This window comes from Candidatus Aquicultor sp., from assembly GCF_054640775.1.
This window is the reverse complement of sequence record NZ_JBTSLF010000143.1, coordinates 1-6,589: the sequence shown is the minus strand read 5'-3', so window position 1 is coordinate 6,589 and position 6,589 is coordinate 1. Positions and strand designations below refer to the sequence as shown.

Annotated in this window: 4 protein-coding genes and 1 pseudogene; 4 read left to right on the top strand and 1 reads right to left on the bottom strand. The window is 38.3% G+C overall.

The window, feature by feature from the left end:
- The first annotated feature begins 8 nt into the window (after positions 1-8).
- The gene (locus ACYC56_RS11025; RefSeq protein ID WP_461374230.1) at positions 9-176 is read left to right on the top strand and encodes a T9SS type A sorting domain-containing protein; all 168 of its coding nucleotides are present in this window, start codon (positions 9-11) and stop codon (positions 174-176) included.
- A gap of 507 nt (positions 177-683) precedes the next feature.
- Entirely contained in the window at positions 684-1,421 is a 738-nt protein-coding gene (locus tag ACYC56_RS11020) for a hypothetical protein (RefSeq protein WP_461374229.1), read from the top strand.
- Between the two features lie 789 nt (positions 1,422-2,210).
- Here the strand turns inward: ACYC56_RS11020 and ACYC56_RS11015 are convergent.
- Positions 2,211-4,124 carry a GDSL-type esterase/lipase family protein gene (locus tag ACYC56_RS11015; protein ID WP_461374228.1) on the bottom strand — a complete coding sequence of 638 codons (1,914 nt, stop codon included), beginning with the start codon at positions 4,122-4,124 and terminating at the stop codon, positions 2,211-2,213.
- A gap of 135 nt (positions 4,125-4,259) precedes the next feature.
- Between ACYC56_RS11015 and ACYC56_RS11010 the strand changes: the two genes are divergently transcribed.
- Positions 4,260-6,047, top strand: a complete 1,788-nt coding sequence (locus tag ACYC56_RS11010; RefSeq protein WP_461374227.1) for a peptidyl-prolyl cis-trans isomerase — start codon at positions 4,260-4,262, stop codon at positions 6,045-6,047.
- A 12-nt stretch (positions 6,048-6,059) separates the two neighbouring features.
- Positions 6,060-6,589 (top strand): annotated as a pseudogene (locus ACYC56_RS11005) (FAD-binding protein); the annotation flags it as partial.

Here is a 6,589-nt window from a genome sequence, read left to right as displayed (position 1 = left end):
CGTTAAAGATATTTGATATACTTGGTAACGAAGTAATGACAATTGTAAATGAGCAGAAAGAAATAGGCAGATACTCTGTTCAATTCGATGCCTCATCACTTGCAAGCGGCATGTACGTTTACCAATTACGTGTAAATGATTACATTTCAACTAAGAAAATGATGTTAGTTAAATAATGTTTGTGTTTAATCCACACCGCTAATGCTTATAATCGGTTAGCTTAATAAAAAAGCCGGCTCAAATAATTACTTTGAGCCGGCTTTTTATTTTGTATAGTTGTTAATTGTATGTAATCATTTTGTATGACTTATAATACTATTGTATTATTCATTCAAAGCATCATTTCAAAATCCTCAGTCCATAAATAACAAAACTAATATTCTGCAAAAATGGAATAAGAACACTTTTGAATACTAAAATTAAAGCCCCGGAGGGGCGAAAGCTTCTAACATGGGGTGCAGCTCCATGACATTAAAAAGAATAATTAACAAAGTCCTGAAAGGGTGTTATGTAATTTCTGAGATTTACCCACCATAAAGCACCATTTCTTTTTCTAGTTAATCACTACCCTCACACCCATCAAAAAATATTTTTAAAAATCCTTGCTTTTGTTAATCATTTTTCACTTATTTTTGCAGAACAAATAAGTTCTTGTTTTTAATAACATTCTAAGGAGAAATGTCATGTCATCACTGGAAACAGGTCATGCAAAGAATGTAGCTAATTTTGAAGACCTTATCTCATTTTGCACCGGTTACGGCTCAAGCTACAACCCGGCTAAAAATCCAATCAAGCTTGAGGCGTTAATCGCACTGCATACCGAAGCCGAAAATAAAATGGCGGAAGTAAATGCAGCGCAAACTCCCTGGGCAAACGCGGTTGCCGCACGTGAAATCCTTTTTGAACCGTTAAGCACTTTTATCACCCGTGTTGTTAATGCCCTTGCCGCAAGCGACGTGCCCGCGCAAGTAGTCGACAACGCAAAAACTATTGCTAGAAAAATTCAAGGAAGAAGAGCCACTCCTAAAAATTCTCCTCCTCCTCCAGACCCTGCAGTTCCCGAAGAAGAAACTGCAAAAAACATTTCAGCCTCTCAAATGGGTTTTGATAACCGCATTGACAATATGGACAAACTCGTCCAACTCTTATCCGCCCAGCCCGGCTACGCTCCAAACGAAACCGACTTAACGACTGCGGCATTAACAACCTTGCACGCAAATATGAAAACAGCCAACACCGCTGTAATAAACGCTTACACTGCGTTAAGCAATGCAAGGGTTGCGCGGGACAAAACCCTCTACCAGCTCAAAACCGGTATAGTTGATATATCTGTTGATGTTAAGAAATATGTAATAAGTGTATTCGGTACAACAAGTCCCCAATACAAGCAGCTAAGCGCTTTAAAATTTACACGCCCTTGAAAATAAGTAGTAAATTTATTTACGCAGGCAACATTATTAATTAACCCCGGCATTTATGCCGGGGGTTCTTTATTATTGAATAGCCCCGACATTTATGTCGGGGACTAAATTAACAAGAAGTCCTGGGCTTTAGCCCAATTTTAGCATTTGTTTTGGCTAAAGCCATTTACTTTTTTGCTAATTATTCCACGACCTGAAGGTCGTGGCAATTCAATATATTATTTTGCATAACATGACTAATTAAATAAAAGACTTCCTCTGTTAAGAGACCGGTTTCAGTATCAAAAAAAGGAGTAACATGAAATGAGAAACATCCCCCTTTATAGATAAAACAACCTCCCGTATAGCTGCAACTTCGTTCCTAATAGTTGCAACTTCCATCCTTATAGGTGAAACACTCATCCGCATGGATGAAACTTCAATCCTAATAGTTGAAACTTGTACCCCTTTTGATGCAACTCACATCCTTATAAGTGAAACATTCATCCTTATAGTTCAAACTTCCATCCTAATAATTGCAACTTCCATCCCTTTTGATGCAACTCACATCCGCACAGATGAAACAAACACCCCTTTTGATGCAACTCACATCCCCATAGATGAAAGTTTCATCATACTAATTACAACTTACATCCTTACTAATGAAATTTCCATCCGTCTAAATGCAACTAATGTCCTTATGAACAGTACTTGCACCCTAACAAATGAAACTCCCATCCTAATCAATAAAACTTCAACCTCGCAATTCCTTTTTGCCTAAACTTTGCTTATTACTGACAAATCTATATCCTACATCCCTTGTTCAATCTGCGCTTTTAATTGCGCGGCACCGGGAAAATTCCTTTCAACTTGCAAACATTTATTAACATAGAGTAAAGCGTTCTGATAATCATGCTTTCTTATAAACAAACCGGAAAGATTCCAGAGCAATTGCGCGTCTCTTGGATTAAAGGAAAGACTTTCATCCAGATACTTCATTGCGGCATCATAATTATCATTCAAAAGATTAATTGTCCCGAGCCATTTAGTACAAAAAGCATCGGGTTGCAAACGGTAATATTGCTCTAAATAAACATAGGCTTCCGGATACCTTTTTGCACCGATTAAAGTTTCTACAACTGATTTATAGTTACTTTTCGAATAGGGAAACTGCCCTATCAAGGCGTCATATTCATGGACGTATCCATCCACATTTTTCTCCTTTTTATATGCAACGGCAAGCAATTTATGCGCTCCTTCCCAATAATAATTCTCAGCGATAACTCTATACGCTAGTGAATCGCTGTAATCTCTCAATTGAACCAATTCTCGTAATTCTTTCTTCTTCCCATTTTTAACAAAAGGGAAATCTGCCGTTAATGAAATGAGCCGGTATGAACAAATAGTAGAATCCAACTGTGTAAAAGGAAAATTCTTTACAACAAGTGAATCCTGTACCGCGTCGGAAATACTTTGCGGAGTGGAAGCAGGCAGAAAATTATTCTTTTCCATTGCTTCATAAAATAATTTACCGAACACCATATAACCATGTAGTGTGGGGTGAAGATGATCGACAAACAAATTATTTCCGGCAATCCCATCTTTGCTTAAACCGTTAAACGCATCCTCAAAATCAATAAGAGGAATGTTATTACTTACGGCAAGTTTTTTAATAATGCTGTTTATCTCTTCAGGGGCGCGGAACCGTAAAGCGTCTAACGCCTTCGCCCTTATAAAATATTTCTTCGCTTCAATTGAATTTCCTTGGTGCAAAACCTCTTTCGCTTTTTGAAAGAAGTAATCGGCTGACTCACTTTGTTTTTCATTTAAAGAAACAAATGGAGTTTGATCTTTTATATTAGAAGTTAGAGTTCCGATGATAAGAGGAACATTCTTCTCTTTGATTTCTTGAATTATATCCGTCAATGTATTTTCAAATTGCTTTAATCCAGCCTTATATAAAGGTGATTGATACGGAACCAGATTGTTCTTTGCCATGCGCGCCATTAAAGTGGCTCCGGAACTCTGCCCATCGCTTTTGAACCATGAAGAAATCCCGTTTATTCCGTTTCGTAAGAGCTCAACCGTTTTGAAATTATTCAAATAAAGCACTAAAGAGATCATCGTTGTATTACCGGCAAACCACGATTGTGAAGCAGCCCCGAAAACCCCGTAATATTCGTTATGTCCTGCATAAAGCAAAATCAGATCGGGTTCTTGTTTTAATATTTCCGGCAGCATATCTTTTATTACGATCGAGTTGATTGCCGCCATGCTTACGTTCACAACTTCAATATTTTGTGCAGGGTAAACCAACTGCAGGCGGTCGCGGATGTAACGTGAATATGACCCGGTAGGGTCAAAAGGGAAGCCCGCGGCGCTGCTTTCCCCTAAAACAAATACACGGAATGTTCCCGGCTTTTTTACCGCGTCAAAAGGATCAAAGATTGAAGAGGGAATCCCTTTTGTTGTAAAAAAATATTTGTAAGCTATTTCGGTGTTTAAAACAATTTTACCGGGCAGATTCGGATGATAAGGAATCCATGTCTCAACATTTTTTCCGTAATGAAACAATCGGAGTGTCAGCTCAAGGAGAAGTATTAAAATGACTGGGAGAAGAAAAGGAACCGCATAGAACCATTTTGGCGGATTCTTTGGCGTTATTTTTTCGTGTAGAGGTTCAACGTTTTTGTTCGCAATTGTTTTAGCATGTTTTTTTTTCAATTAGTCCTCAAAAAATTTTGCTTAGGCATTATAAACTGGTTTAATTTGATAAAGAATTATTTGTAATTTTAGACAATTAATCACGAAAGATAGTGCATGCTAAAATACGTTTTTCTTCTTCTCAGTTTTAGTTTGATGATTCAAGTAAAAGCGCAAACCGATGATGAAGTTATCGCAAAAATAGGAAATATTTCCGTTACCCGGAAAGAATTCATTCAGCGTTACGAGATGATGCCGCAGCTTGACAGGCAGATGAAGGGAATTACTCCCCAACTGAAAGAGGAGTTCCTTTACGGGATAATTTTTGAAAAATTATTCGCCCAAGCCGCTCTTGACCAAAAACTTGATACTGCGGAAATTACTGCGTACAGTCTTCATGAATTTGAAAAAATGTTCGTGCGCGACGCGCTCTACAACAAAGAAGTAAGTGAAAAAGCGGGCGGGAAAGCACAGCTTCTTCTTTCGCAGTATCTTGCAAACGCAACCAAAGTTTTTACTCATGCGTTGTACTCAAAAGATGAAAAAGAAATAAACAATTATTCCAATCTCTTAGCCAAGGGACTGCCGTTCGATAGCCTTATTGTCGAATTACCCGAACAATCAAAAGACACCATCACTTTTGAAATTGGGATGGAAGATCAAAATTTAGAAAGGCAGATATTCTCTCTGCCGGAAAATGCCAACACCGCGCCAATCCATTTTGAGGATGGCTGGTATATTTACCACATCATAAAAAGATATGAACCGATCTTAGAAAAATCTCAAGGCTGGGAAAGCGAATATCAAGCAATAAAAAAAATTGCCCGTCAACGGGCTGAAAGGGAATTTTATCTCCGGTACATGAAAACAATTTTTCTAAATAAAAAAGTTGAAGCCAAAGCTTCTTTATTGAAACTAACCGGCGAAAAAGTTGTTATACTCTTAGAGGCAAAAGAAACCGGCAGAAAAAATAAAGAGGATAAACTTTATTTAAGCACCGAAGATTTTTACAAGCTTGAACATACGCTGCTTGCGGATTCTCTTTCAAACGTTTTTATTAAGCTGGAGAAAAAGAAGATCCCGTTAAAGAATTTTATCCGGTTCCTAAATTTTGAAGATCCCGGTTTTACCACCTCCGATCTAAAGCATGTTCTTTCAATCCTAAATGCAAAAACGAGAGAGTTTATTGAGCGGGAAATCCTTGCCGATGAAGGATACAAACAAAAACTGGAACAGACTAAGGAAGTAAAAGAATCTTTTAACATCTGGAAAGATTTTTTATTACAGCAGGCAATGCAAAGCAAGTTCCTCGATTCTGCAAAAGTAAGTGATGACGAGGTTGCTGCATATTATGCAAAACGCCAGGCAAAAAAAGAATCCGCCACGCTTGTAAACATTGTTGAAGTCCTTACGAACAAGCTTGAAACGGTTGATACGGTTCTTCAAAAATTGAAGGAAGGCGTTGACATTAAAATGCTCGCCCAACAATATTCACAGCGCGAGACTACTAAAAACAGCAGCGGTGAATTTGGTTTCTTTCCCACAACTTCATTTGGCGATATCGGAAGAATAGCCGGAACGCTAAATGTTGGTGAAACATACGGACCGTTAAAAGTCCCCGAAGGGTATTCAATCTTCAAAGTTATTGGCAAAAAGAATCCCGAATTTACCCATGACGAAGAGTTCGCGGTTATGAAAGACAAATTGAAAAGAGACTTAGCATTTAATAAACTAAGAAATTCAATAATTAAATATTCGATCGAATTAGCCCGGAAATATGGAATTACGATAAACGAAAATATTTTAGAAGCCACACCGGTTACAAACTTGAATTCGGTAGTTTATCGTTATATTGGTTTCGGCGGAAAAATTACCGCCGTTCCCATGATGACCCCTTTTACTGATTGGGTCGAACAATGGAAAAATAATACAAATACACCATAAATTTATTACAATATGAAAACACAACTTGAACTAACATTGATGCCGGAGAGCGCATTTTCAGATGCAATCATTCGTTCTGAAATAGCAAGGCAGTTACAAATTTCCGTAGAAGAGATAAAGGGAGTCCGGCTTATCCGCCGTTCCATTGATGCGAGAAAATCACCCGTTTACAAATTGCTTGTTGATGTGTTTGTAAATGAAACGCCTTCTGAAGAAAGTATTGCAGTTGAGTACAAACCGGTAACGGGAAATAAAAAAGCTGCGGTTATCGGCTTTGGTCCCGCGGGAATGTTCGCCGCCCTGCGTTTAATTGAACTCGGTATTAAACCGATCGTTATAGAACGGGGGAAAGAAGTCAGCGGAAGAAGAAGAGATATCCATGAACTTATGGTAAACCGCCAGGTTAATCCAAATTCAAATTATTGTTTTGGTGAAGGAGGCGCCGGAACCTTCAGCGACGGAAAGCTTTATACACGGGCGACCAAACGGGGTGATGTAAAAAAGATATTACGGATTTTTGTGCAGCATGGTGGAGCGGAAGA